This window comes from Edaphobacter sp. 12200R-103, assembly GCF_010093025.1.
Taxonomy (GTDB): Bacteria; Acidobacteriota; Terriglobia; order Terriglobales; family Acidobacteriaceae; genus Edaphobacter.
In genome coordinates this window covers 1,547,014-1,571,823 of sequence record NZ_CP048114.1, presented here as the reverse complement: position 1 = coordinate 1,571,823, position 24,810 = coordinate 1,547,014, and the positions used below count along the sequence as shown (strand labels likewise).

General features: G+C 57.8%; 16 protein-coding genes. 9 read left to right on the top strand and 7 right to left on the bottom strand.

What is annotated here, in order from left to right; translation table 11 throughout:
* The first annotated feature begins 2 nt into the window (after positions 1 to 2).
* Together GWR55_RS06470 and GWR55_RS06465 are read left to right on the top strand one after the other, a co-directional pair.
* Entirely contained in the window at positions 3 to 3,167 is a 3,165-nt protein-coding gene (locus GWR55_RS06470; protein WP_162401534.1) for an efflux RND transporter permease subunit, read from the top strand.
* On the top strand, positions 3,154 to 4,464 hold the full coding sequence (locus GWR55_RS06465; protein WP_238398687.1) for a TolC family protein: 1,311 nt from the start codon (positions 3,154 to 3,156) through the stop codon (positions 4,462 to 4,464). Before GWR55_RS06470 ends, GWR55_RS06465 begins: the two co-directional genes overlap by 14 nt.
* Before the next feature lie 24 nt (positions 4,465 to 4,488).
* Here GWR55_RS06465 and GWR55_RS06460 read toward each other — a convergent pair whose 3' ends face one another.
* Positions 4,489 to 5,394 carry a LysR family transcriptional regulator gene (locus GWR55_RS06460; protein WP_162401532.1) on the bottom strand — a complete coding sequence of 302 codons (906 nt, stop codon included), beginning with the start codon at positions 5,392 to 5,394 and terminating at the stop codon, positions 4,489 to 4,491.
* Positions 5,395 to 5,523: 129 nt separating this feature from the next.
* Here GWR55_RS06460 and GWR55_RS06455 point away from each other — a divergent pair, with 129 nt between their 5' ends.
* From GWR55_RS06455 to GWR55_RS06445, 3 genes are read left to right on the top strand one after another with little or no spacing between them, the layout of a single operon-like run.
* Positions 5,524 to 8,712, top strand: a complete 3,189-nt coding sequence (locus tag GWR55_RS06455; RefSeq protein ID WP_162401531.1) for an efflux RND transporter permease subunit — start codon at positions 5,524 to 5,526, stop codon at positions 8,710 to 8,712.
* Positions 8,709 to 9,971: an efflux RND transporter periplasmic adaptor subunit gene (locus tag GWR55_RS06450; RefSeq protein ID WP_238398686.1), complete on the top strand. Its 1,263-nt coding sequence runs from the start codon at positions 8,709 to 8,711 to the stop codon at positions 9,969 to 9,971. The genes GWR55_RS06455 and GWR55_RS06450 overlap by 4 nt, the downstream gene beginning before the upstream one ends.
* On the top strand, positions 9,968 to 11,443 hold the full coding sequence (locus GWR55_RS06445) for an efflux transporter outer membrane subunit (RefSeq protein WP_162401530.1): 1,476 nt from the start codon (positions 9,968 to 9,970) through the stop codon (positions 11,441 to 11,443). The genes GWR55_RS06450 and GWR55_RS06445 overlap by 4 nt, the downstream gene beginning before the upstream one ends.
* A gap of 217 nt (positions 11,444 to 11,660) precedes the next feature.
* Here the strand turns inward: GWR55_RS06445 and GWR55_RS06440 are convergent, their stop codons facing one another.
* From GWR55_RS06440 to GWR55_RS06430, 3 genes are all read right to left on the bottom strand, one after another.
* Entirely contained in the window at positions 11,661 to 12,749 is a 1,089-nt protein-coding gene (locus GWR55_RS06440; protein WP_162401529.1) for a tartrate dehydrogenase, read from the bottom strand.
* Positions 12,750 to 12,794: 45 nt separating this feature from the next.
* Complete coding sequence (gene dctA, locus GWR55_RS06435; protein ID WP_162401528.1) at positions 12,795 to 14,069, bottom strand: C4-dicarboxylate transporter DctA; 1,275 nt, start codon at positions 14,067 to 14,069, stop codon at positions 12,795 to 12,797.
* A 144-nt stretch (positions 14,070 to 14,213) separates the two neighbouring features.
* On the bottom strand, positions 14,214 to 15,170 hold the full coding sequence (locus GWR55_RS06430) for a hypothetical protein (protein ID WP_162401527.1): 957 nt from the start codon (positions 15,168 to 15,170) through the stop codon (positions 14,214 to 14,216).
* Positions 15,171 to 15,281: 111 nt separating this feature from the next.
* Between GWR55_RS06430 and GWR55_RS06425 the strand changes: the two genes are divergently transcribed.
* Positions 15,282 to 16,448, top strand: a complete 1,167-nt coding sequence (locus GWR55_RS06425; RefSeq protein WP_162401526.1) for an MFS transporter — start codon at positions 15,282 to 15,284, stop codon at positions 16,446 to 16,448.
* On the top strand, positions 16,445 to 16,780 hold the full coding sequence (locus tag GWR55_RS06420) for a multidrug efflux SMR transporter (protein ID WP_162401525.1): 336 nt from the start codon (positions 16,445 to 16,447) through the stop codon (positions 16,778 to 16,780). The genes GWR55_RS06425 and GWR55_RS06420 overlap by 4 nt, the downstream gene beginning before the upstream one ends.
* A gap of 46 nt (positions 16,781 to 16,826) precedes the next feature.
* Here the strand turns inward: GWR55_RS06420 and GWR55_RS06415 are convergent, their stop codons facing one another.
* Positions 16,827 to 18,509, bottom strand: coding sequence for an acido-empty-quinoprotein group A (locus GWR55_RS06415; protein ID WP_162401524.1), 1,683 nt, complete (start codon positions 18,507 to 18,509; stop codon positions 16,827 to 16,829).
* Positions 18,506 to 19,432, bottom strand: a complete 927-nt coding sequence (locus tag GWR55_RS06410) for a c-type cytochrome (RefSeq protein WP_162401523.1) — start codon at positions 19,430 to 19,432, stop codon at positions 18,506 to 18,508. The genes GWR55_RS06415 and GWR55_RS06410 overlap by 4 nt, the downstream gene beginning before the upstream one ends.
* Before the next feature lie 316 nt (positions 19,433 to 19,748).
* Between GWR55_RS06410 and GWR55_RS06405 the strand changes: the two genes are divergently transcribed.
* Complete coding sequence (locus tag GWR55_RS06405) at positions 19,749 to 22,073, top strand: beta-N-acetylhexosaminidase (RefSeq protein WP_162401522.1); 2,325 nt, start codon at positions 19,749 to 19,751, stop codon at positions 22,071 to 22,073.
* Between the two features lie 88 nt (positions 22,074 to 22,161).
* Here GWR55_RS06405 and GWR55_RS06400 read toward each other — a convergent pair whose 3' ends face one another.
* Positions 22,162 to 23,484 carry a sugar porter family MFS transporter gene (locus GWR55_RS06400; RefSeq protein ID WP_162401521.1) on the bottom strand — a complete coding sequence of 441 codons (1,323 nt, stop codon included), beginning with the start codon at positions 23,482 to 23,484 and terminating at the stop codon, positions 22,162 to 22,164.
* A gap of 198 nt (positions 23,485 to 23,682) precedes the next feature.
* Between GWR55_RS06400 and GWR55_RS06395 the strand changes: the two genes are divergently transcribed.
* Positions 23,683 to 24,807, top strand: coding sequence for a LacI family DNA-binding transcriptional regulator (locus GWR55_RS06395; protein WP_162401520.1), 1,125 nt, complete (start codon positions 23,683 to 23,685; stop codon positions 24,805 to 24,807).
* Positions 24,808 to 24,810: the final 3 nt, after the last annotated feature.

Sequence of the window (24,810 nt, the reverse complement as noted above, 5' to 3'; positions counted from 1 at the left end):
GAATGTCAGGATTTTCGATACGCTATCCGTTCTTCATCATCATGATGTGCCTGATCGTCGCCGTGGTCGGTTCGGTGACGGTGGCGCGCATGCCGGTGGACCTATTTCCAGATATCAATATTCCTGTTGTTGTCGTTGCGACGTTTTATAACGGGATGCCTCCGGAGCAGATTGAGGCGAGCATTACGAACCCGTTTGAGCGCTTCTTCACTCTGGGAAGCGGCATCGATCACATTGAGTCACGGTCGCTAACAGGCGTCAGCCTGATCAAGGTGTACTTTCAGCCGGGGACGAATCCGGATGCGGCGGTGGGCACGATATCGAATCTGGCGATGGCGCAGTTGCGCCGTCTGCCACCCGGTACGCTGCCGCCGGTAGTACTGAAGTTCGACGCATCAAGTCTCCCTGTGTGTCTGATTACGCTGAAGGGCCAAGGGTTAAATGAGACGGAACTGCACGACCTGGGTCAGTACACCGTCCGTAATCAGATCGCCAGCGTGCCCGGAGCTTCGGTTCCGCAGCCGTTCGGAGGAAAGTACCGGCAGATCCAGGTCTATGTAGACCCGGTGAAGCTGCAGGCAAACCAGTTGAGTCTGATGGATGTGGTTCGGTCGGTGAACGAGTCGAACGCGATTCTGCCTTCCGGTGACGTTCGCATTGGGCCGAAGGACTTCAATATCTATACCAACGCCCAGGCTCCGACGACAGCGGACATCAACCGCATGCCACTGCGAAGCGTGGGAAATGGGCAGCTGCTGGTCTCAGATATTGGTACGGCAAAGGACGCTTCGGCCATTCAGACCAATATCGTGCGCGTGGACGGACAGCACTCGGTCTATCTGCCGATTCTGAAGCAGGGCGGTGGTGGAAGCACAATCGCGGTCGTCAACGGAGTTCGAGCTGCTATCGGCAAGCTGCTGGACGTGCCCAAAACGCTGGTCACGAAGGTGGTGTTCGACCAGTCGGAGTTTGTAAAGACAGCCATCACAAACCTGGGGAGCGAGGGCGCCATCGGCCTGGTGTTGACGGCGATGATGATTCTCGTCTTCCTGGGGAATTTTCGCGCGACGGTTGCCGTCATGCTCTCGATTCCGCTCTCGGCGCTGGCGGCATTTCTCGCGCTGAATATGGGGGGAGGAACCATCAACAGCATGGTGCTGGGCGGACTGGCGCTGGCGTTCTCCCGGTTGATCGATAACTCGGTCGTCGTGCTGGAGAATATCTTCCGCCATATGGAGATGGGCAAACCCGCCGAGCAGGCTGCCGAAGAGGGGGGCCGCGAGGTTGCACTGCCGGTACTGGCGGCGACGTTTACCACGGCGATTGTGTTCTTCCCGGTGGTCTTCCTTTATGGTGTCAGCCGGTTTCTGTTTATAGCGCTGGCGCTATCGGTGGTTCTGTCGTTGTTCGCTTCGTTTGTGGTGGCGATGACGGTGGTTCCGCTTTTCTGCGCAAAGTTTCTGAAGAATGCGCATCATGAGGCTGGGCACCACGAGGGGGGCAATCCCTTCCAAAGGTTTGTCCGCTGGTTCAACCGCCGCTATGACCGGGGGCTGATGCAGTACGACATCCTGGTACGGCGAAGCCTGCTACGCCCTGCAGCGGTTGTGCTGAGCGTGGTGGGCGTCTTCTTCTTCAGCCTTGGCCTGTATCCGTTTCTTGGGCTGGCGTTCTTTCCGCGAACCGATCCAGGACAGTTTGTCATCAACGTGAAGGCTCCGACGGGCACGCGGCTGGAGGTAACGGACCAGTACATCGCGCGTGTGGAGAAGGATATCCGCGCCGTGGTTCCGGCGAAGGACCTTGGCATGATCGTGTCGAACATCGGCATCACCCCGGATTTTTCGGCAATCTACACCAGCAACTCCGGACAGCACACGGCATTTGTGCAGGTCAGCCTGAAGAAGGAACACGAGGTCAGCAGCTTTGAGTATATGAACCGGGTGCGCGCAAAGCTACACGATGATCTTCCAGAGCTATCGACGTACTTCCAGACCGGCGGCCTGGTGGATGCGGTCGTCAATCTTGGATTGCCGGCTCCAATCGACATTCAGGTTGGCGGAAGCAATATGGGCGAGGCCTATCGGACAGCCACAGATCTGGCGAAGAAGATCAAGGGGCTGAAGGGTGTGAGCGACGTGCTGATTCCGCAGGATCTGGACTATCCGGGGATTCAGCTCAATGTAAATCGAGAGATGACGGCCAAGCTGGGTCTGACGCCGAGAGAAGTGGTAGACAACGTCATCACGGCACTGAGCTCGAATGGCATGATCGCTCCGAGTTACTGGGTCGATCCGAAGAGCGGAAATAACTACCTGTTGACGGTGCAGTATCCGGACACGCAGGTGAAGTCGATGACGGATTTCCAACAGATTCCATTGCGGTCGAAGGATGGGAAGAGCGTGACCACGCTGGGTGAGGCGGCCAGCGTAAAGTACATCGATACCCCGACCGAGGTGGATCACTACCAGTTGCGTCGCGTGATCGATGTGTACGTGTCGCCTTCGAGCGAAGACCTGGGAGGCGTTGCAAGCCGCGTCGACAAGGTGATTGCGAACGAGCATATTCCGGACACAGTCCGGGTGGCAGTGCGCGGCTCCGTCGAGGGGATGCGGCAGTCTTTCAAGAGCTTCGGCATCGGACTGATCCTGTCGATCGTGCTGGTTTACCTGATCCTGATGGCTCAGTTTGCGTCGTTCGTCGATCCTCTGATTATTCTTCTGGCGGTTCCACCGGGCATTACGGGGGTGATCGTCTTCCTTCTGGTTACACACACGACGCTGAACGTGATGTCGCTGATGGGAGTGATCATGATGACCGGCATCGTGGTCTCGAACTCGATTCTGATCGTCGAGTTCACACGCACGCTGCGAGGAGAAGGAATGCCGATCGAAGAGGCTGTGGGAATGGCGTGCCGGGTGCGTCTGCGTCCGGTGCTGATGACCTCGCTGGCGACGATTCTGGGCATGGTTCCGATGGCGCTTGCGCTCGAGGCAGGCAGCGAGCAGTATGCACCGCTGGCACGAGCCATCATTGGAGGGCTTTCCGTATCGGTCATTGTGACGGTCTTCGTCGTTCCAGCGGCTTATCTGCTGGTGCATCGCAAAGAGGAGCAGAAAGATGGAGCTTTACAGCAGCAGCAGGAGGAAGCCCGTGAACAGGTTTAGAACGGTTGTTGTTACGGGAGTTCTTCTGTCGGGTGCAGGCGCTTCGGGCTGGGGACAGGGTACCGGTGGTACTCCTGCTCCCGTGAAGCTGACGGTGGCCGATGCCGAAGCGATTGCAATCAAGAATCATCCGCAGATTTCTACAGCGAAGCTACTGGCGCTGGCCGAAGGAGAGGTAACGCGGCAGGCAAAGGCAGCGGAGCTTCCTACAGTAACCGGCAGCCTGACTGCGGTCGACGCGCACGATGGCGGGCGGCTTACGGCAGGCGTGCTGAACAATCCGGTTCTGTATACGAGAGCGGCGGGGGGAGTCTCCGTGAGCCAATTGATCACGGATTTCGGCCGTACACGAAATCTGGTGAGCAGTGCGGCACTGAATGCACGGGCCCAGCAGTCGAGCGAGCTTGCGACCGAGGCGGATATCAAGCTGGCTGTCGATCAGGCGTTTTATCGCGCGCTGGCCGCCCAATCGGTCGTGAACGTAGCGAAGAAGACAGTGTCGTTTCGACAGGATACGGCGAACCTGGTTGGCTCTTTGGCGAATGCGAAGTTGAAATCGACGCTGGATGAAAGCTTTGCCGAGGTAAATCTGAACCAGGCCCAGGTGCTTCTGCTCGACGCGCAGAATGAAGAGGATGCGGCGTTCGCAGATTTGAGCAATGTGCTTGGGTATGAGCGCCAGCAGAATTTTCAGCTGGTGGATCGTATGGGCCAATCGAAGGCTCCTGTGCAGGATATCGATTCGCTGACGATGCTGGCCTTCCAATCGCGGCCCGATCTTGCTGCTTTAAATGAGCAGCAACAGGCGGCGGAGAAATATCGGAAGGCGGAACACGAGCTGTGGCGTCCTACGATCTCCGCTTTGGCGGATGCCGGAGGAGCGCCGGTGCGGTCGGATGCGATTACATCGAACTGGTATGGAGCAGCCGGGGTGAACATTAATATTCCTGTGTTCAATGGCGGACTGTATTCGGCCCGGGCAAAAGAAGCGGATTACCGGGCCAGCGCGGCGCAGGAGCAGGTTCGTGCGTTGCGGAACACGATCGCGCGAGATGTCAGGGTGTCTTGGCTGGCTGCGCAATCGGCGTACCAGAAGATTGGCGTGACGGCCAAGCTTCTAAATCAGGCCAATCAGGCGCTCGATCTGGCGCAGACACGGTACAAGCTGGGGCTGAGCAGTATTGTCGAGTTGAGCCAGGCGCAGCTGGCCCAGACATCGGCAGAGATCGGCAACACGAACGCGCGATATGACTACCAGCGGTCGCTGGCTGCGATTCGTTACCAGACGGGGCAGTAGGGCGTTGCGGCGCTTGTCGGCGGGCTAATAGGGACGCATTCCAGGTCCGGTGGAATGCGTCTTTGCCAGTAGACGGAAGCTGCGATTCAGGTCGCTGTCGTGCTGTGGCGACCATGTCATCACAAAATCGACGAAGGCGTCCTTGGCGAGCAAGGGGCAAAAGGCGAGATCGCGTGTACGTGACTGTTGCTGGTTGAGAGGGAGCAAAGCGATCCCCTCGCCAGCCTGTACCATCACGGCGACACTGGACCAGACACTGGAGATGCTGGCGATGCGCGGGGAGAAGCCAGCCTCGGAGCAGAGTTCGATGACCTTATCGAAGACGGCAGGCGAGGTATCGCGGGAGGAGAGCACGAAGGGCTCGCTTGCGAGATCGCGGAGGTCGACGGGGCCGGGCGCGACGGGGTGCCCCTTGGGAACGATAGCGACGATGGGATCCTGATGGAGGATCTCGGAGATGAGGTCGGTGCGGAACTCGGGTTCGACGCGACGGGTAAAGCCCACGTCGATCTCTCCGGTGACAAGGGCCTGCCACTGACGGGTGGAGGTCATCTCCACCATGGAGAGGCGTACGCCGGGATGCTGCTTGCGGAAGGAACGGATGAGCCGGGGGAAGTTGACCCCTACGCTGCCGGCGAAGAAGCCGATGCTGAGGGAGCCGATCTCGCCACGCTGGGCGCGGCGCGCGGTCTCTACGGCGTGGTCGGCATCCGCCAGGATCTGCCGCGCTTCGGCGAGGAAGAGCTCTCCGGCGGGGGTGAGGCTGGTCTTTCTGGACGAGCGGGTGAAGAGCTGGACGCCGATCTCCTGCTCGAGGTCTGAGAGCTGTTCGCTGATGGCGGATTGGGCGACGTGGAGCCGGCGGGCGGCTCCGCTGAAGCTGCCGTTTTCTGCGGCGGCGACGAGGTAACGAAGGTGGCGCAGCTCCATTAGGTCATGATATCGGTTTTTCCGATAGATGGTGCCGGAAAGAACTACGCGACAATTGTCAGACCAAAGAATCAATATAGAAGCTGGAAGATTTTTCCCGCTTCCGAGTAAAAGAGGCGTCCAAAACAGATGTGGATTGTTAAAGTTGCGCTGAATCGGCCGTATACGTTCATAGTCCTCGCGCTATTGATCCTCATTGCTGCGCCTGTGGCCATTCTGCGGACGCCGACGGATATCTTTCCCAATATCAATATCCCGGTCATCTCGGTGGGCTGGCAGTATACGGGGTTGAATCCGGAGGAGATGGAGGGGCGCCTCACCACCCCGTACGAGAAGGCGCTGACCAGCCTTGTCGACAATATTCAGCACATCGAATCGACGACCTATAACGGGGTCGCGGTGGTCAAGATCTTCCTGCAGCCGGGCGCTTCGCTGGATACGGCGAACGCACAGGTGACGGCTGCTTCGCAGTACATGCTGCGGCAACTGCCTCCGGGAACACTGCCACCGGAGATTATCAACTTCTCGGCTTCGAGTGTGCCGATTCTGCAGATTGGCGTTTCTGGACAGGGGCTGTCGGAGTCGCAGCTGAACGATTATGCAGCCAACTTCATTCGTCCGCAGCTGGTGACCGTACCGGGTACGGTGATTCCTCTGCCCTATGGAGGCAAGCAGCGTCAGGTCAATATTGCGATGGATCCGGCGGCGATGCAGTCCAAGGGAGTTGCTCCGGCAGACCTGCTGAACGCCGTTGGGCAGCAGAATGTGGTGACTCCGTCGGGGACCATCAAAATTGGCCAGACGGAGTATGACGTCCGTACTAACGGTACTCCGCGCACGGTAGAGGAACTTTCGCGGATTCCGGTGAAACAGGTAAACGGGACGACGATCTATCTGCGGGATGTCGCGAGCGTAAGCGACGGTTTTCAGGTCCAGACGAATGTGGTTCGACAGGATGGCCGGCGCGGCGTGCTGATCTCCATCCTGAAGAACGGAAACGCCTCTACGCTGGATGTGGTGAAGGGCGTCAGGGATGTGCTGCCGCATGCGGCGGCCACGGTGCCTCCGGAGCTGAAGATGACTCTGCTGTCGGACCAGAGCATCTTTGTGCGTGGAGCAGTTGAGGGCGTCATTCGAGAGGCGGTGATTGCCGCCGTCCTGACGGCGATCATGATCCTGGTGTTTCTGGGAAGCTGGCGCTCGACGCTGATCATTGCGGTCTCGATCCCTCTGTCGATTCTTACGTCGGTGATTGTTCTAAGCCTGATGGGCGAGACGATCAACACGATGACGCTGGGCGGCCTTGCACTGGCAGTAGGAATTCTGGTGGACGACGCCACGGTCACGATTGAGAACATCGAGCGATTTCTAGAGGAGGGATTTCCGCTGCGCGAGGCAATTCTGGAAGGGGCGGCGCAGATCTCCGTGCCTGCACTCGTCTCGACGCTCTGCATCTGCATCGTGTTTCTTCCGATGTTCTTCCTGGGCGGCGTAGCGCGGTACCTGTTCGTTCCGCTGGCTGAGGCAGTCGTCTTCGCCATGCTGGCCAGCTATGTCCTCAGCCGTACGCTGGTCCCAACGCTTGCGATGTTTCTGCTGCGTGAGCACAGCCATGTGATGCCGGGCAACGGTTTCTTTGCCCGTTTCCAGCGTGCGTTCGAATATGGTTTTGAGCGGATCCGTTCGGGATACCACGGATTGCTGGCGAGGCTGGTGGCGAAGAGGAGAGCCTTCGTTCCTGCATTTCTGCTGGCCTGTCTTGCAGCGTTTTTACTGGTTCCGTTCATGGGAGAAGACTTCTTTCCGGACACGGACAGCGGTCAGTTTATCCTCCATGTCCGCGGTACGCCGGGGCTGCGTATCGAAGAGACGGCCAGGCTGTTTGACTTGGTCGAGGATGAGATCCGGCGGGAGATTCCCGCGGACGAGATCGACAATATCCTGGACAACATTGGACTGCCGTACAGCCCGATGAATACACAGCATCTGACGAACGGGACAATAGGGGCAAGCGACGGCGATGTGATGGTGACGTTGAAGGAGCATCATCATCCGACGGAGCGTTACATTCGCGTGCTAAGAGATACGCTGCCGCGCAAGTTCCCGAATGCCACCTTCTACATGCTTCCGGCGGACATTACGACACAAATTCTGAACTTCGGCCTGCCTGCGCCGATCGATGTTCAATTGGAGGGCAACGACGTCGAGGCAAGTAAAGAGCAGGCAGACAAGATTCTGGCCCAGCTGCGTACCGTCCCCGGACTGACGGACCTCCGTATCCAGCAGCCATTCAACTATCCCACCCTGGATCTGAATGTCGACCGGACCAAGGCGGCGCAGGGCGGCTATACGGAGCGTGACGTCGCGACCAGTGTTCTGAATACGCTGAGCGGAAGTTTCCAAGTTACTCCAATGTTCTTTTTGAACTGGAGAAACCACATTAACTACTTCATCGTGGCCCAGACGCCGCAGTACAAGATGTCCTCGATCCAGGACCTGAGCAATATCCCGATCAACCGCACGACGGCCGGCCCTCCGGGCAGCTCGACGGCGCCGGCAATCCTTGCCAATCTTGCGACGGTTAAGCGCGGTCATGAGATGTCGGTGATCAACCAGGTCAACCTGCGCCGCGTTGTCGATATCTATGGCAATGTGCAGGGCCGCGACCTTGGAGCCGTGAGCAGAGACATCCAGAAGATTCTCGATAAGAATAGAAAGGACCTTCCGCGCGGCACCTTCATCACCCTGAAAGGCCAGGTGGAGACGATGCGGGCTTCATATATCGGGCTGATTGGCGGACTCTTCTTCTCGATCGTCCTGGTCTACCTGTTGATCGTTGTGAACTTCCAGAGCTGGACCGATCCATTCATCATCATTACGGCTCTTCCGGCGGCGCTTGCGGGCATCATTCTATTTCTGTTTCTGACAGGGACCACCCTGAGCGTTCCTGCTCTGATGGGAGCCATTATGTGCATGGGCGTAGCGACGGCGAACAGCATCCTGGTGATCTCGTTTGCCAAGACGCAGCTGGAGGAGCATGACAATGCGATCAGGGCCGCCATCGAGGCTGGGACGACGCGTTTTCGCCCGGTCATTATGACGGCCCTGGCGATGATTATCGGCATGGTTCCTATGGCGTTGGGGATGGGTGACGGCGGTGAGCAGAACGCGCCGCTGGGTAGAGCAGTGATTGGTGGACTATTGTGTGCCACGGTCGCGACCCTGGTGTTTGTTCCAAGCGTGTTTGCACTGATTCACGGAAGTGAAGGGCGTCGGAGAAGCCGCGAGCGCAAACGGCTGGTGAAGGAGCACGCATGAGCCACAACGGTGGAAAGAACCTGGAGGAAGGTATGCCCGTAGAACAGACGACGGATTCGGCACAGACGGATGTCGTCCCGGCTCATCGCGAGGAGGCTTCGAGTAATCCGCCTGAAGGCGGTCCCGGCAGCGGCAAGGTAATCGGCATTTTATTTGCTATAGCGTTGATGGCGGCGATTGTGTATGGGGTCCGTGTGCGCTCCTCGCAGGAGAAGGAGCTTGCAAAGGCGACCGATGAAGCTGCAATTCCCACCGTGAATGTGACGCATCCACAAACTGGGTCGGCCGCGCAGGAGCTGATCCTTCCGGGCAATGTGCAGGCGTTTACCGAAACGCCGATCTATTCGCGCACGAATGGCTACCTGAAGAAGTGGTACTTCGACATTGGCTCGCGGGTGCGTAAAGGACAGTTGCTGGCTGAGATTGAAACCCCTGAGGTCGATCAGCAGCTGCAGCAGTCGAGGGCCGAGCTGGAGAGGATTGAGGCCAATATGCAGCTGGCTGGTGTGACGAGCAATCGTTGGCAGAGCCTGCTGGCCAAACACGCTGTCTCGCAGCAGGAGGCCGACCAGGCACGCAGTAACTACATTGCTGCGCAGGCCGCCGTAGATGCCAGCAAGGCGAACGTACGGCGCCTGGAGCAACTGCAGAGTTATGAGAAGATCATCGCTCCGTTCGATGGCGTGATTACCGTTCGCAATACGGATATAGGCGACCTGATCACGGCAGGCTCCGGCTCGACGAATCCTCGCGAACTCTTTCATCTGGCCGCGACAGGAAAGCTGCGCGTGTATGCCTCGGTCCCTGAGATCTATGCCGATTCGATTCACAACGGCGATAAGGCATACCTGACGCAGGACTCGAATCCGAGCGTGAAGATTCAGGGTGTGATTGTACGGAATGCAAATGCAATTGATCACGCGACCCGCACGCTGAATGTGGAAGTGGACGTAGACAATCACGATGGCGCATTGCTGCCGGGAGCGTACGTGTTTGTGCACTTCCATATACCTGGCGGAAGCAATACGGTTACGATTCCCGCCAATACACTGCTGTTCCGCTCCGAAGGGCTGCGTGCGGCCGTGGTTCGCAACGATCATGTGCAGCTGACGCCGATCACGATTGGACACGACTATGGCAGTACGCTTGAAGTGACGTCGGGGCTTACGGAATCGGATGAGATCGTGCTGGATCCTTCGGATTCGCTGACCAATGGAGCGCCGGTGCGGGTGAACCGTAAGGCGAAAGGAAGCCGATGAGAGATCGTGCACGATCAGCGCTGATTGCGTTGGCGGGGAGTCTTTCCTTTCTGATTTCCGGCTGCCGCGTCGGCCCGGAGTACGTTCGGCCCACAGCGCCGCTGGCGCCGGAGTTCAAAGAAGCTCTCCCGAGTAACTTCAAGGCTTCAGATGGATGGAAGATCGCGCAGCCCAGCGATGCCCAGTTGAAGGGCGACTGGTGGACGCTGTTCAACGATTCACAATTGAACGAGCTTGAAGCCCAGGTGGATCCCGCGAACCAGACCTTGAAAGAGGCAGAGGCAAACTTCCGCGCGTCGCGCGCTGCGGTTCGATTCTATCGGGCCGATCTTGCTCCTACCGTCTCGGCAAATCCGGGTATAGGGGCGATTCGGAACTCGACCAATCAGCCGTATTTCAACAAGTCTGTTGCCAGTAACGGGACGGGAGACTTTACCCTGCCGATCGATCTGAACTACGAGATTGACTTGTGGGGAAGGATTCGTCGCAGCATTACGCAGTCGCGGGAGCAGGCACAGGCATCGGCAGCGGATCTGGAGACGACGCGGCTGTCACTGCATGCGGAGCTTGCGATTGACTACTTCAATCTGCGCTCGGCCGATGGGCAGCGGAAGCTGCTGGACGAGACGGTGAAGGCTTTTCAGGATGCCTTGCAGCTGACGGAGGATCGTTATGAAGGAGGCGCAGCTCCGCTGTCGGACGTGACGCAGGCGAGGACACAGCTGCAGACCGCGCAGGTGCAGGCGACCGATGTAGACATCATGCGCGCACAGTATGAGCACGCGATCGCGATGCTGATTGGTAAGGCTCCTGCGCAGTTTACGCTGCCGCGCAGCCCGGTTACTGTTGCCGGGCCGGCGATGCCGGAGATTCCCGGAGTCCTTCCTTCGCAACTGCTGGAACGGCGGCCCGATATCGCTTCGGCTGAGCGTCGCATGGCGGCTGCCAACGAGCAGATTGGAATTGCGCAGGCTGCGTTCTATCCGACGCTTTCGCTTTCGGCTGCTGCAGGATTTACAGGAACATCGGCGCTGAATTGGTTTACATGGCCCAGTCGCTTCTTTGCAGTTGGACCGACGCTGTCGCAGACGCTATTCGACCATGGACGAAGACGCTCTGTCAGCGATATTGCCCGAGCGGACTATGACGGTACAGTGGCTTCGTACAGGCAAACGACACTCACGGCATTTCAGCAGGTAGAAGACAGCCTGAATGCGTTGCATGGACTTGAGATTGAATCCGGCCAGCAACAGGCGGCGACGTCGTCGGCCCGGCAGTCACTGGATCTGTTTAATACTCGCTACGAAGGTGGGGTCGACACCTATCTGCAAGTGATTACGTGGCAGACGGCGCTGTTGCAGAATGAGCGCAACGATATCGATATCACACGCCGCCGTCTTGAGGCGAGCGTTTTGCTGATCAAGGCGCTTGGTGGAGGATGGAATACATCGCTGCTTCCGCAACAGCCTTAAATGCGCTCATTGCCCTCTCTTGAGGAGTCTCCTCCTGAGCGACGCTTCTCACAGTTTTACAGCGAGCGGCAGAGTCGAAGGGATCTGGGATCTGCTGGCTTAGCCACCATTCCCGACCACAGATCCTTCGACTTCGCGCTGGCGCTACGCTCAGGATGACACCTCCGGAACCGACGTTCAAAAAGTGCAGCCACTTTGCTCTGGAGGCCGCTGCGGATTATCCGAGCGCCTCGGCTATGGCTTTTCCTGCGGTGACCGTATCGGCTGTGCCGCCGATGTCGCGGGTGCGTGAGGATGGAACGGGAAGAACCTGCTCGATGGCGTGGAGGATGGCTGCTGCGGCGTCTTCTTCGCCGAGGTGATCGAGCATCATGGCCGCGGACCAGATCTGCGCGATGGGGTTTGCTACACCGAGACCGGCGATGTCCGGGGCCGATCCATGTACAGGCTCGAAGAGAGAAGGGAACCGGCGTTCAGGGTTGATGTTGCCTGAGGGGGCAATGCCGATGGTTCCCGTGCAGGCGGGACCAAGGTCCGAGAGGATGTCGCCGAAGAGGTTGGAGGCAACGACGACGTCGAAGCGATCCGGATTGAGGACGAAGTGCGCGGTGAGGATGTCGATGTGGTATTTATCCCAGGTGATGCCAGGATAGGACTTCGCCATGGCCTCGACCCGCGTGTCCCAGTAGGGCATTGTGATGGAGATGCCGTTGGACTTGGTGGCTGAGGTCAGATGCTTCCGGGGCCGTCGCTGTGCAAGCTCGAAGGCAAACTTCAAAATGCGATCGACGCCGGTGCGCGTCATGATGGTCTCCTGGATGACGACCTCGCGCTCGGTATCGGTGAAGATCTTGCCTCCGATGGAGGAGTATTCGCCTTCGGTGTTTTCGCGCACGACAAGGAAGTCGATATCGCCGGGTTTGCGTCCGGCGAGGGGGCAGGGAATTCCGGGCATCAGGCGGACGGGGCGCAGGTTCGCGTATTGGTCGAACTCGCGGCGGAACTGAATCAGCGAGCCCCAAAGAGAGATATGGTCCGGCACTCTTGCGGGATCGCCGACCGCGCCGAAGAAGATAGCATCGTGCCCGCCGATCTGCTGCTTCCAGTCCTCGGGCATCATCTGTCCATGCTCAAGGTAGTAGTCGCAGGAGGCGAAGTCGAACTCGTCAAGCTGGAGTTTGAAGCCGAACTTCCTTGCGGAGGCTTCGAGCACGCGCACACCTTCGGGTACGACCTCTCTGCCGATCCCGTCGCCGGGGATGACTGCGATCCTGTAAGTGCGGTGCTTCTTGTCGGGCGTGGACATGCGGACTGCTCCTCCAAAGAGACAGATTTGGTCGTGCTGCGTTGATTATTCGTCGAAGACGGCGAGGGGCGTCTCTGGATCGAGCACCTGATTCACCCGGTAGAGGTCGAGGGTGCCCGACCAGCGGGCCACTGCCATGGTTCCCACTGCAGTACCAATTGTATTGGTCAGCGCACGTGCCTCGGACATGAATCGATCGATGCCGAGGATAAGGACCATGCCTGCGACTGGGATTTTGCCGAGGGAGGTGAGAGTGGCCGCCAGCGTAATGAATCCTGACCCGGTGACGCCGGCTGAGCCTTTGGAAGCGACCATCAGGACTCCGAACAGCACGAGCATGTCTGTGATGGTCAGGTGCGTGTTGGTTGCCTGGGCGATGAAGATGGCAGCCATCGTGTAGTAGATGCATTGTCCATCGGGATTGAAGACGATTCCGGCAGGGACCACCAGACCTACGGTAGAGCGGGCGCAGCCGATGGTTTCGAGCTTGAGCATTAGTTGCGGCAGGACGGATTCAGAGGAGCTGGTTCCGACGACGGTAACGATCTCGTCCTTGAGGTAGCGTAGGAAGCGCCAGAGGCTGAAGCCCGAAGACCTGGCGATGAGTCCGAGGATGATCGCAATAAAAAGGAAGCAGGTGGTGTACATCGTCAGCATGAGCTTGCCGAGAGACAAGATAGAGGCGAAGCCATATCTGCTGACCGTAAACGCCATGGCTCCCAGGGCGGCGATCGGGGCAAAGCGCATGATGATGCCTACGATGCGGAACATTGCCTTCGCGAGGAGATCAAGAATCTTGACCAGAGGCATGGCCTCGTCACCCATGCGTGCCAGTGCGATGCCAAAGAGGATGGCGAAGAAGAGGATAGGAAGTACCTCATTCTTTGCGAGCGAATCTACAGCGCTATCGGGAATGATGTGCAGGAGAAATTCGCTGATGGATTGCGGGGGAGCGGCGGAGACGTAGCTTGAGAGCACCTTGGTGTCCAAGGTGCCAGGATCGACGTTCATACCGACACCGGGGCGAACGACCGAGACCACTCCTAATCCGATGAGCAAGGCGAAGGTGGACACAGCTTCGAAGTAGATAAGGGACTTAATGCCGACGCGGCCCAGGTCGGCCAGGTTTTCCATGCGGGCGATGCCAAGGATAACGGTCAGAAGAATGACCGGGGCAAACACCATCTTGATGAGCTTGACGAAGCCGGTGGCGAGCGGCTGGAGCTGGAGTCCGACGGAAGGCACGAAGAGGCCGATCAATATTCCAATAACAACAGCGAGAAGGACCTGGAGGTACAGGGAGCGAGAAAGAAGTCTCATTCAATTCATCACTTCTTTTATGAGAGAGAGGAGATACAGAATACAACCGGCGTCATTTCCGGATTCACGGAAGGATACAACGGGGCATTCAGTTTTGTCAGGCGTGCGTAAAAACAGGATCGATATGGGCGGCTGAATAGGACCTTAGGGCACGATTCGCGCGGTGGCGTGGAAGAGCTGATACCTTGAGTAGCGGTGAATCTCCCCTGCTTCCGCTTCGTTGGTCTGCCACAAAACCTCGACCTGTTTGGGAAGCCATAAGTCATCGGGAAACTGAGGAATGGTTACTTTGCTGAAGTCGATGGTCGAGGTGATGCGTCTGAGGTTGAGCTCAGGCAAGGGAGCGCGGAGATCGGTGCGGAGACGAAGGATGTGGAAGTTTTCTGCGTCGATCCAGGCGAAGCCCTGGTAGAGCAGAGGAACCGTTCCGGCACCCGTATCGATCTGGGCGGGCTTTCTGACTTTGTCCGGGATCTGAGCGAACGCGATTACCTGGGTGGGGCGGCCATCGACCTTCTGGGTTCCGAGATAGCGAAACGTGGATTCGGCCCGGTTGCCGGAAGCGAAGATCATCCAGAGCGCGGCGAAGCCGATTCCCCTTGGGGCGGCAACGGCAGGGCCTTTGCCCTGGCGAGTCTCCTCGAGGGTGATGCTGCCGTCTTCTTCCTTGCTGGTGCGGATGATGTACTCGAAACGATGCGTGGCACCGGTGCTCCACTGATCGGGTGCGGTGGGTGACTGCATGGTGGAGGCGCCGGGGCTACCCGAGATCCTTACTGAGGTGGGAGCGGAGATCTGGGGTTTAGTCTCCTCGGCGACCTCTTCGCGGCAGAGGAGGTTAGGAACGCGGGGGAGCTGAGCATTGATACCCTCGCCGGTACTTTGGAGGATGGTATCGAGCTGGCCTGAGTCGGGTTCCGTTTTGAGGCCGTTCAGCTCCTTGACGGTTTTCGTGAGCTGAGCGGTGGGAAGATCGATATAAGGTGTCGTCCGCTCATACTGGTGCATCGCCATGGCCTGAGCGGGCGTGATCTGCTGGGCTCGGGACGCAAGAGGAATCAGCAGAAGAAGGTATGCCGCAGGTGGGAAGAGGCTTTGCATGGCCGGAAGATCGTAGGGGTGAGCGGAGAGGAAAGTCAACGAAGATGCATTGTGCAGGCTGTAGGCGAGATTTTATCGATGGATGGACCGGGCGGGGCGTTTAATAGTGTCATGGGGATTCAGTGGCCCAAGTGGGCGCTTGCTGTACTTTTTCTTGCGGACGGAACGGGATTCGGATTGTGGGCGGCGCATGTTCCCGTCTTCAAACAGAATCTGCATCTTACGAACGGCGCGCTGAGCACGGTTTTGCTGAGCCTGGTGGGTGGGGCGATTGTGACGATGCCGGTGATGGGGCATCTGATCTCGCATTTTGGGAGCAGGAAGATCGTGCGGGTGGTCTCGCTGGCCTATGTGGTGATGCTGGCGTGCCTGGCGCAAGCAAATTCGCACACGATGCTGGTGATAAGCGCAGGGCTCTTCGGGGGAGCGAAGGGGGCCTTCGATGTCTCGGTGAATGCGCAGGCGGTGGCATTGGAGAACCACTATCACAGATCGAGCCAGAGTCTGCTGCAGGGGTGCTGGAGTCTGGGTGGGTTGTTCGGTGCGGGCGTGACGAGCCTGCTGCTGAAGCATGGGCAGACACTGCGGTTCAACCTGTCGGCGGGATCGTTGGTGCTTGTGATGGCGGTGCTTGCGGTGCTGCCGTTTCTGATAACGGAAAAGCCTGGACATCGCGAGGAGGAGAAGAAGAAGGGGTTTATGCTTCCGGATGCTCCGCTGCTGCGGCTAGCGATGATTGCCTTCTTCGGACTGTTTGCCGAGGGAGCGATTGGCGACTGGGCGGCGGTGTATCTGCGGTCGAATATGAAGGCGAGCCTTTCACTGGCCGCGGCGGGGTATGCCTCGTATGCTATTGCGATGGCATGTGGGAGGTTCGCGGGCGACTGGTTTGTGCGCAGATTCAGTCACGGGGCGATCCTAACCGGAAGCGGAGCGCTGATTGCATTCGGGTTTGGATGCACGCTGATCTCGCCGTCCATTCCGATTGCAGTCTTTGGACTGGTGCTGACGGGTATGGGGATTGCGAATGTTTTTCCCGTGATGGTGACTCTAATTGGCAGGAGTACAAAGATGGCGACTGCGCCAGCGATCTCGGCGTTGTCGACGATCGGGTACTTTGGCTTTCTTGCCGGGCCTCCGCTGATCGGATGGCTGGCTGTGATGCTGGGGCTAGAACGCGCGCTGGGGATGGTAGTGCTGGCGGGTGTGGTGGTGGCTGCGGGGCCGATATTACTGGCGATGAACAACCGCGAGACGCAGGTGGAGGCGGGGGTATGAGGGGTGACGTTCTATGGATGTTGGCGGCGATCCTGAGTGAGGTGATTGCGACCTCGTCGCTGAAAGCTTCCAACGGATTTACAAAGTTGTGGCCCTCTGTGGTGGTGGTGGCTGGATATGGTGCGGCGTTCTATTGTCTGTCTCAAACCCTGAAGACGATTCCGGTGGGGATTGTGTATGCAATCTGGTCTGGCGTGGGAACGGTGCTGATTGCACTAGTAGGATTCGTGGTCTACAGGCAGGCGCTGGACCGCGCGGCAATGATGGGGATGACGCTGATTATTGCGGGCGTGCTGGTAATGAACCTCTTTTCTAAGTCTGCAGCGCATTAGGCGGGAGGTGCGCTGGAAAGCTGTAACCGTTCTCCCATTTACTGCATCAGTGCAGAAGGAATGACCAGAGCCTGTCGCCAGTTGCACAGATAAGGTACTGGTGTCCGTCCAACTCATAGGTCTGCGGGGCATTCGTTACCTGCCCGATACGAGTGTGCCAGAGTGGGGTGCCATCGGCCTGATCATAGGCGACCAAGTTTCCTGCACCGTCTCCGGTAAAAAGTAGCCCCCCCGCAGTGGCCAGCAGGCCTCCGCCGCCCATGTTTCCATTGGCGAATGGATGTCTCCAACGCGCTTTGCCGGTTTTGTAATCGATTGCCGTCAGATAGCTGGCATACGTTCCCACGGAGATCTCCTGCTTGCCGCCAAGGCCCATGGAACCTCGTGGATCGGGGTCGGTAAGATAGACGACCGAGAAGCTGTTGACCTCATAGGTATAGAGAAGGCCGTAACGCGGCGAGAACGCCGGAGGCTCCCAGTTGATGGTGCCGCTCGAGTTGGGAGAGACCAGCGAACCGGCGACGGTAGCATCTTTTCCGGGATCGCGAAGAGGGCCTCCGGCTGGAGTCAGTCCCTTCGCCCAGTTTGTTGTCTTGCCATATTTGCTGGTGACGAGATGCTCCCCGGTGACCCGGTCCAGTGTGAAGTAGTAACCGTTGCGCGCGGCGGTCGCCACCAGTTTGCGCATCTTGCCATGGAACATGCCATTGAAGAGTACTGGCGTCTGGGCGGAATCGTAGTCGTGCATGTCGTGGGGCGAGGTTTGAAAGTACCAGGCCATCTTGCCCGTATCCACGTTGATGGCGATGAGCGTGCAGGTGAAGAGATTGTCTTTGTCTCCCCGTAGACCTGTCGTATAGGCGGGAGTGGGATTACCGGTCCCGAAGATATAGAGATGTGTCTCCGGATCGTAGGCGCCGGTGATCCACGTTTGCGCTCCGCCATGTCGTGCTGCATCCAGGCTGGCCCAGGTATCGGCTCCGGGATCGTCTTTGTTCATGGGAACGGTATAGAACTTCCATTGCAGCTCGCCTGTCTCTGCATCGTAGGACTGAAGAAAGCCGGGAGAATCGATGTCATTTCCTACGCCCACAAGGACGTGGTTGCCGATCACGATGGGCGCCGGAGTGGCGAAGTAGCCCTCTTCCACATTCGCGATCATCTTGTGCCAACGTTCCTTGCCGGTCTTCGCATCCAGGGAGACAAGGTAATCGTCCGGAGTCTCCATGTAGAGGTAGCCGTTCCACATTCCAAAGCCGCGATTGCCGATATGGGTTCCGCCGCGGGTCTTCCAGAAGTAATGCCACAGCGTGCGCCCACTACGAGCATCGATCGCCCAGGCGTTGTCGGGCATGGTGACGTACAGGGTTCCATCCACCATCAGGGACGAGCCTTTGATGCTGCCGGAGTGGATGTTCATATCACCGGCCCCTTCACCACCGATGATGAACCGCGACGAGGGCGACGTGGAGCGACGACCGTTGGCGGCGTTTGATTCATCACCAGGCGTGAGCTGAGCTGACCATGACAGCCCAAGATTCTTAACCGTCTGGCGATTAACTGCAGTCAGCGCGCTGTATCTCTTGCCTGTGTAGTCGCCATTGTAGGTGGGCCAGGAATTCTTGAGCGGCTTCAGGAGTTCTTCAGGCGACACACCGCCTCCCTGCCCGAACAGAGAGCCAGAGAGAAGCAGAATGCTGACAAGGGAAAGAGCGCGATTGATCTTCACTTCAGGGTCACCAGATATGCAGTCACGTTATGGATGTCATCGTCGGTGTAGGTCGGCAGCATCTCGCGATGCTTCTGCAATGGATCATGCACGACGACCTTTGGAGTGGCTCCGTTGCGAGAGTAGCTGTGTTCCGTGCCGTCGCTCGAACGAAGCGTCACCAGGAAGTCGTCGATGTGAACCAGAGCTCCGGAGACGACCTGTCCGGGAGCTACTGTTATATCGACGGTCGCATTTCTTATGCCATCCTGGTTGATGCTTCTCTCACCCAGGATCCACCGCGCCTGCAGAGCCCGTGGTTCCGGGTAGCGGCTCGCAAACCCTTTCAGATCGCTGGTGACAGAGTGACAGCTGGCGCAATGAGCGGTGAAATACGTCTGGCCTTGCTCTGCATTGCCAACGACGATATCCAGTGGCTTCAACTCGCCGGGTGGCGTGCCCTGACTCCCAATCGTGCCAATCACGGTTCGGATATAGGCGGCGACAGCTCCGGCATCTTCATCGTTCAGACCTATATTTGGCATACCTTGGGCTTGCCGGGCTCCCTGGATAATTGGAATGATCTTTTCGCCATGCTGATCGGTAAGCGCGACCTGTGAGCGCAGCAGGTTCGGACCTCCCATATCCCCGCCGCGGAGGTCCATTCCATGACATGCCTGACAGTGCACGCCGTACAGCGTCTTTCCCCGTGCTACGGCAGCAGGATCTTCAGGTGGCCTTGTCTCACCGGAGTTGAAGGAGCTCGTTTTACGCGGCTTCTCTTGTCCAGCCAATGCTACGGGCGCCATCTGCTGACTCCACCAGAAAACCGCAGTCAGGGCTACCGCAACCGAAGTTCCGGAGACAGCGACGGGAAGATGACAGGTAGATGCGCCTTTAGCAACGCGGCGAAGATGGCGAGCAAGGATATTGGTCAAAGGCATGATGTCAACTGGCCGGGCACGAATCCTGAAAGCAGATTGATGCGGTAATCGGCATGTCTGCCATCATAACTTCTCTTAGCAGTCTTTCGGATAAGGCTCTTGCACTATTGATCGTCTCTGATGCTGCGATCGCGCGGTTCAGATATGTCTGCGATCTGAAGAGGCGGCTCCAATCGATAGGACATTTGTCTCAGTGGCGTTGCATGGACTTCCCGCAAACCACAGGGGCTGCGTGTACTGTTAGGGATACTCGGCCTTCGACGAAGCGTTGTTTGTGGCAGCCCGAGATAGGAAGTTGTTCCCTGGAGTTTTTCGGATGAGCGTTTGTAGAAAAGCTGGAACGTCTTTTCTGCTCCTTTTGCTGAGCCTGACTGGCGGGACGTTGAGGAGCATCGCACAGCAGAGCCGCTCGGCACCCATCATTCCCGAACCGGCAGATGCCTCCCGCGGCAACGGCATGCTGAACCTCAATCGTGGGCTTTTCTTTGACGCTGCCAGTGCAGATCCCGACGCCCGTTCTGTTGAGAGGTATCTCCAGTGGCTTCTGGAAAGAACTCACAATGCAGGCCTGATTGAAAACTCTCAAGGTTTAGTCAAAGGAACTCCCCAACTTCGATTCGTTCGGCGTCCTGCTCATCAGTTCGTGAATGGAGGCGAGGATGAGAGCTATTCGCTGAAGATCTCTCCGGCTTCCGTCGTGATCTCTGCGAGCAACCATGCTGGTTATCTTTACGGCGCCATCAGCCTGTGGCAGATGTTGGCGCACAATAACGGCCAGCTTGCTGTATGGCAGATCGAAGATGAGCCGCGCTTTCGTTGGCGTGGCCTGATGCTCGATTCCGCGCGTCACATGCAGAGCGAGAAATTTATCCTAGAGCTGCTCGATTACATGGCCGAGCATAAGCTGAACCGGCTTCACTGGCATCTGACCGACGATCAGGGTTGGCGCATTGAGATTAAACGATATCCACGCCTGACGTCGGTAGGAGGGTATCGACCACAGACGATGCCGCCGTACCAGCCAAACTCCCTGACGCCGAAGGGTCCCTATGGCGGCTTCTATACACAGGAGCAGATTCGACGCATCGTGGCCTATGCTCAGGCTCGCAACATCATTGTCGTCCCTGAGATCGAGATGCCAGGCCATGCAACTGCGCCGCTGGTCGCGTACCCGGAGTACGCAAGTTCGCTGAACCCGATCACCCATATGCCAGTTGGATGGGGAATCTACCCGAACCTCTACAACCCGAAAGACGAGACGTTTACCTTCCTTGAAAACATCCTCACAGAGGTGATGGAGCTCTTTCCCAGTGAGTACATCCATGTGGGAGGAGATGAAGCTATCAAGAACCAGTGGAAGGAGAATCCTGCCATACAGCAGAAGCTCCACGAGCTCGGACTGCATGACGAGGATGCTCTTCAGAGCTGGTTTATCGCGAGGATCGAGAAGTTCATCAACGCGCATGGCCGCAAGATGGTGGGATGGGACGAGATCCTGCAGGGAGGACTGTCGCAGAACGCAACCGTAATGTCCTGGCGCGGCATGGAGGGCGGGATCGCTGCGGCCAGGCAGGGCCACGACGCGATCCTTACGCCCTACCGCCCGCTCTACTTCAACTATCGCCAGAGTGATGCCATCGATGAGCCCGCCGGACGCGATCCCGTAAATTCGCTGGGCGACGTATACAACTTCCGGGCCGATCCCACAGAGCTGACACCCGCAGAGCAGAGCCACATCCTTGGCGTGCAGGGCTCCATCTGGACGGAGTACATCCTGACCGAGGATCGGGTACAGCACATGCTCTTTCCTCGTGCGGCCGCACTTGCGGAGATGGCCTGGTCGCCGGCAGGGAACAGAAACTACACCGATTTTCTGAAGCGGCTGCCTGCGGACCTGCAACGCGCGAAAGACGCAGGCCTTCAACCTGCACTCAGCGTCTTCGAGGTGCAGGCGCACGCTGTGCCTGCCGTCACTGGCGATCGCGCCACTCTTACGTTGAGCACGCAGGGCAATTTTGGAGAGATTCATTACACTCTGGACGGCTCTTCCGTTGGCCCGGAGTCACCCGTATATACGCAGCCGGTATCGGTGACTTTACCCAGGCAATTACACGCCCTGGCCTTCGAGGGAGGCACCGCATTGGGAGATCCGGTCGCGCAGCAGATTACACTGGCGTCCGCGGTCCGGCGCGACAGCCGGGAGTTGGACCCATGCAGGAACAATGCCGGAATCCAGATGGAACAGGACCCTCCGCGTAATGCAGAGCGGCCCGTCTTCCGGGTGGTGTTTTCAAATCCCTGCTGGATCTATCGCAAGGCGGATCTGGGCCTCTTTCAGGGCGTGCAACTCGGAGTGGGCAGTATCCCGTATATCTTTCATGCTCAAGGGAAGCCGCTTCCCGTGTCCAGCGCGGCATCCACGACAAACGCGAAGATTGCAATCCACATGGATAGCTGCAGTGGGCCTCAGCTTGCTGAGGTTCCGCTACAGCCGGCATATCGGAAAGATGGCCTGACCTCACTTCCAGCAGTACAGTTCACCTCGCGACAGTCCGGCCAGCATGACCTATGTTTCGCGGTGGAGGATGCCGATCCAGCGATCGTCTGGCTTCTCAACTATATTCAACCCCAGGTGCAGTAACCCAGATTTACAGCGAACAGTAGCAAATGACCCGATTCGACTGATCTCTGGTCGAAAGCCTTCCATCCTCTATGGATTACTAAGGGCGTTACACATGAAAGTAGTCACTTTCGATGGATTCGAGATTCCGGCCGCGCGTCTCCGGAAAGACAATCAGCACCAGGAAGAACTGCAGAACCATCATGACTGCAAAGAAGTAGAAGGGAACAGCGTGCGAATGTACCGCGACCAGTGGAAAGGCAAGTGAGATCGCGGCATTCAGTACCCAGTGCGTCATGCTTCCCAGGCTCTGGCCAGCAGCGCGGACGTTATTGGGAAAGATTTCGCTGATATAAACCCAGACCACGGCGCCCTGCGAGAAAGCGAACGACGCTATGAAGAGGATCAGCATCCAGAGAAGCCGGTCACGGTGCTGTGCTGTCTGGAAGATAAACCCAGTCGCCGCAAGCGCAAGCGCCGTTCCGACGGAACCTATGAGCAGCAGAAAACGCCGCCCGAAGCGATCGATGTAGTTCATTGCCAACACTGTGAATAGCAGGTTGGTGACCCCCACGACAACTGCCTGAATATTTCCTGACAGTTTGCTGAAGCCAGCTGCGGCGAAGATATCGTTCAGGTAGTACAGAATGGCGTTGATACCTGAAAGCTGGTTGAGCGCTGCAATGCTGACGGCCAGGAATATGGGCTTGCGCAGATTCCTGGCAAACAGGCGGCCTCGGGTCGTCTGAGCCTCGTTCCTGAGAGCGAGTGCGATACGGGAGTACTCCTGCTCCGGATCTTCGCTTCCAATCTGTTCGAGACTTGCCCGCGCCTCCGTCTCGCGGCTGCGTCCCAGAAGCCAGCGTGGGCTCTCCGGAATGCTGAACAGCATGAAGAAAAAGAAGGCCGCGGGGATCGACGCAACACCGAACTTCCACCGCCATTCCATGTCGCCGAAGTGCATCATCGAGATGATGAAATTGGAGACGTAGGCGACCAGGATGCCCAGCACGACGTTGATCTGGAACATCCCCACCATGCGGCCCCGGTGTTCTGCAGGCGATACCTCGGCGATGTACATCGGTGCAACCACCGAACAGCCTCCGATTCCGATTCCGCCAATGGTGCGGAAGACGAGGAAAGAGGGCCAGTCCCAGGCCAACGCGCATCCCAGCGCCGAGACGATATAGATCAGTCCCAGCATCTTAAGGCAGGTGCGGCGTCCGAAGCGGTCACTCGGAATCCCGGCAAAGGCAGCGCCGGGAATGGTGCCCAGCAGCGCGCTCGTTACCGTGATGCCAAGTTGGGCCGGAGTGAGGTGAAACAGTTGTGTGATTGCGTCTGTAGTGCCAGCGATGACGGCAGTATCGAAGCCGAACAGCAATCCGCCTAATCCGGCGGTGATCCCGATCTTCCAAGTGGATGCACGCATTTTGTTGACTGGGTCTCCTGTTGGGAAAATAACAGTTCTGTGCAGCTTGTCCTTTATGACAGAATTCGTCCGTCTCAAATCAGCATACAAAGACGCGTTTGACGAAAATTATTGATAATTGAGGCGAGACGTGGAAATTATTGCCCTGAACTGCTGGGTTTAGGTACATCATTTCGATAGGGCGCATGGAAAGGACAGATGAGCAGAAGGAAAGCGGGACCTTCCGCAAATAAGGAAAGCACGAAATCTGCCAGCAGGCATGTGGAGCGGCGCATCGACATCCGTACTGTTGCCGCCAGCGCGAAAGTGTCTGTTGCAACTGTGTCGCGCGTCATCAACAATATCGCCAATGTCGATCCAGCTCTGAGCAAACGTGTCTGGGAGGCGATCTCAAAGCTCGGTTACATCCCGAATAACCAGGCGCGCGCTCTTGTCAGCGGCCGCAGCCGATTGCTGGGCGTCATCATCTCCGACATTACGAATCCCTTCTTCCCGGAGCTTATCCAGGGATTCGAAGAGGAGGCCGTAGCCGCGGGATATGAGACTCTGATCGGTTCAACGGGCTATGACCTGCGTCGCATGGAAGCCTGCGTCCAGCGCATGCTGGAACGAAAGGTGGATGGCGTTGCCGTGATGACCTTCGGGATAGAAGAGCCGCTGCTGGAGCGGTTTGCGCTGAAGAAGATTCCCATGGTCTTTATCGATGTTGCTCCTGAGAAAAAGGGCTTCTCCGCCATCCACATCGACTATGACCACGGAATCCACGAAGCTGTGCAGCATCTCGCTGTGCTGGGGCACAGAAGTATAGGTTTCATCGCAGGACCGACGGGCTTACATTCTGCGCAGGCGCGTGAACAGGCCTTCCGATCTGCTGTGACCTCCATCGGCCTCGATCTGCCAGATGAGTATGTCTATGTGGGGGACTATACGATGGAGGGCGGATCGAAAGGAGCCGAGCACCTGCTGAAGCTTCCCGGACCGCCAACCGCAATCGTCTGTTCGAACGACATGACCGCAATTGGTGCGATGCACGCTGTTTCGCGGCTGGGAATGAAGATTCCGGGTGATGTTTCCCTGATTGGGTTTGACGATATCGGCATCGCGAGGTATGTGCTTCCGCCGCTTACAACGGTCAGAATGTCCGGGCGTGAGATTGCAACCAATGCTGTCAGAACTTTGATTGCAAGTCTGAAAGAGGAGGACAGCCGGAAGGCAGCCTATGAGGCAGTAACGACGCGGCTCGTTGTTCGCCAGTCCACCTCGATCCCAAAGGGTAGCCTCGCAGGCCTGTCTAAAAGAAGGCCTGCGAGATCAAAGAAGTAAAGC

Bases quoted from the DNA above. Each gene is read 5' to 3' on its own strand.
- GWR55_RS06470 (WP_162401534.1), top strand. From the start codon at position 3: ATGTCAGGATTTTCGATACGCTATCCGTTCTTCATCATCATGATGTGC.
- GWR55_RS06460 (WP_162401532.1), bottom strand. From the start codon at position 5,394: ATGGAGCTGCGCCACCTTCGTTACCTCGTCGCCGCCGCAGAAAACGGC.
- GWR55_RS06455 (WP_162401531.1), top strand. From the start codon at position 5,524: ATGTGGATTGTTAAAGTTGCGCTGAATCGGCCGTATACGTTCATAGTC.
- GWR55_RS06450 (WP_238398686.1), top strand. From the start codon at position 8,709: ATGAGCCACAACGGTGGAAAGAACCTGGAGGAAGGTATGCCCGTAGAA.
- GWR55_RS06445 (WP_162401530.1), top strand. From the start codon at position 9,968: ATGAGAGATCGTGCACGATCAGCGCTGATTGCGTTGGCGGGGAGTCTT.
- GWR55_RS06440 (WP_162401529.1), bottom strand. From the start codon at position 12,749: ATGTCCACGCCCGACAAGAAGCACCGCACTTACAGGATCGCAGTCATC.
- dctA (WP_162401528.1), bottom strand. From the start codon at position 14,069: ATGAGACTTCTTTCTCGCTCCCTGTACCTCCAGGTCCTTCTCGCTGTT.
- GWR55_RS06430 (WP_162401527.1), bottom strand. From the start codon at position 15,170: ATGCAAAGCCTCTTCCCACCTGCGGCATACCTTCTTCTGCTGATTCCT.
- GWR55_RS06425 (WP_162401526.1), top strand. From the start codon at position 15,282: ATGGGGATTCAGTGGCCCAAGTGGGCGCTTGCTGTACTTTTTCTTGCG.
- GWR55_RS06420 (WP_162401525.1), top strand. From the start codon at position 16,445: ATGAGGGGTGACGTTCTATGGATGTTGGCGGCGATCCTGAGTGAGGTG.
- GWR55_RS06410 (WP_162401523.1), bottom strand. From the start codon at position 19,432: ATGCCTTTGACCAATATCCTTGCTCGCCATCTTCGCCGCGTTGCTAAA.
- GWR55_RS06405 (WP_162401522.1), top strand. From the start codon at position 19,749: ATGAGCGTTTGTAGAAAAGCTGGAACGTCTTTTCTGCTCCTTTTGCTG.
- GWR55_RS06400 (WP_162401521.1), bottom strand. From the start codon at position 23,484: ATGCGTGCATCCACTTGGAAGATCGGGATCACCGCCGGATTAGGCGGA.
- GWR55_RS06395 (WP_162401520.1), top strand. From the start codon at position 23,683: ATGAGCAGAAGGAAAGCGGGACCTTCCGCAAATAAGGAAAGCACGAAA.